Annotated in this window: 1 other annotated feature (only partly in view). The window is 57.0% G+C overall.

Annotation, left to right across the window (positions count from 1 at the left end):
- Window positions 1-2010 (forward strand) — a sequence feature (most likely nonfunctional fraction of RNA operon) (it extends past both window edges: 1082 nt to the left, 1271 nt to the right).

Below are 2010 nucleotides of genomic sequence, written 5' to 3' on the forward strand. Positions count from 1 at the left end.
TTTGGTGTGGGGTGGATCGGGTTGTGGGTTGGTCGTTTGTTGAGAATTGCACAGTGGACGCGAGCATCTTTGTGGTCAAGTTGTCAAGGGCGAACGGTGAATGCCTTGGCACCAGGAGCCGATGAAGGACGTGGGAGGCCGCGATAGGCCTGGGGGAGCTGTCAACCAAGCTGTGATCCCAGGGTGTCCGAATGGGGAAACCTGGCACCAGTCATGTGGTGTCACCCACACCTGAACACATAGGGTGTGTGGAGGGAACGCGGGGAAGTGAAACATCTCAGTACCCGCAGGAAGAGAAAACAATTTAGTGATTCCGTGAGTAGTGGCGAGCGAAAGCGGATCGAGGCTAAACCGGCTGCGTGTGATACCTGTCAGGGGTTGCGTGGTCGGGGTTGTGGGACCCTGCTGAACAAGCTGACACTTGTTCGAGAAGTTACAAAGTCAGTGGCTAGTCGAACAGTCTGGAATGGCTGACCGTAGACGGTGAAAGTCCGGTAGGTGAAAGTTGCTGACCTTCTGTGGGTGTTCCCGAGTAGCGGCGGACCCCTGAAATCTGCCGTGAATCTGCCAGGACCACCTGGTAAGCCTAAATACTTCCTGGTGACCGATAGCGGACAAGTACCGTGAGGGAATGGTGAAAAGTACCCCGGGAGGGGAGTGAAATAGTACCTGAAACCGTTCGCCTACAATCCGTCGGAGCCTTACGGGGTGACGGCGTGCCTTTTGAAGAATGAGCCTGCGAGTTAGTGGCATGTGGCGAGGTTAACCCGTGTGGGGGAGCCGTAGCGAAAGCGAGTCTGAATAGGGCGATTCAGTCGCGTGTCCTAGACCCGAAGCGGAGTGATCTAGCCATGGGCAGGCTGAAGCGCGGGTAAGACCGCGTGGAGGGCCGAACCCACCAATGTTGAAAAATTGGGGGATGACCTGTGGTTAGGGGTGAAAGGCCAATCAAACTCCGTGATAGCTGGTTCTCCCCGAAATGCATTTAGGTGCAGCGTCGCGTGTTTCTTGCCGGAGGTAGAGCACTGGATGATCTAGGGGGCCTACAAGCTTACCGAAATCAGCCAAACTCCGAATGCCGGTAAGTGAGAGCGCGGCAGTGAGACTGCGGGGGATAAGCTTCGTAGTCGAGAGGGAAACAGCCCAGATCACCAGCTAAGGCCCCTAAGCGTGTGCTAAGTGGAAAAGGATGTGGGGTCGCATAGACAACCAGGAGGTTGGCTTAGAAGCAGCCACCCTTTAAAGAGTGCGTAATAGCTCACTGGTCAAGTGGTTCCGCGCCGACAATGTAGCGGGGCTCAAGCACACCGCCGAAGCTGTGGCATTCATATTTTAACCTCGCTTGGACTTGATTCCTTGTGCAGGTGTGTGGATGGGTAGGGGAGCGTCGTGCCGCGAGTGAAGCAGCGGGGTGACCCAGTTGTGGACGCGGCACGAGTGAGAATGCAGGCATGAGTAGCGAAAGAAGGGTGAGAAACCCTTCCGCCGGATGACCAAGGGTTCCAGGGCCAGGCTAATCCGCCCTGGGTGAGTCGGGACCTAAGGCGAGGCCGAGAGGCGTAGTCGATGGACAACGGGTTGATATTCCCGTACCCGCGAAAGAGCGTCCCTGACGAACCTCGTTGTGCTAACCACCCGAGCTGCCTGATGTCTTCGGACGGATGGTGGGGAGCGTGGGAACCTGATGGGTAGTAGTCAAGCGATGGGGTGACGCAGGAAGGTAGCTGAGCCCGGCCGGTGGTTGTGCCGGGGTAAGCGTGTAGGCCGTGTTGTAGGCAAATCCGCAACACATGAAGGCTGAGACGTGATGCCGAGCCGATTCAGGTGAAGTCAGTGATCCTATGCTGCCGAGAAAAGCCTCTAGCGAGTTCTTAGCGGCCCGTACCCCAAACCGACACAGGTGGTCAGGTAGAGAATACCGAGGCGATCGGGCGAACTGTGGTTAAGGAACTCGGCAAATTGCCCCCGTAACTTAGGGAGAAGGGGGGCCGGAGACGTGAAGCCCCACGC

The sequence above is a fragment of the Micromonospora sp. NPDC005291 genome, from assembly GCF_040607415.1.
Taxonomy (GTDB): domain Bacteria; phylum Actinomycetota; class Actinomycetes; order Mycobacteriales; family Micromonosporaceae; genus Micromonospora.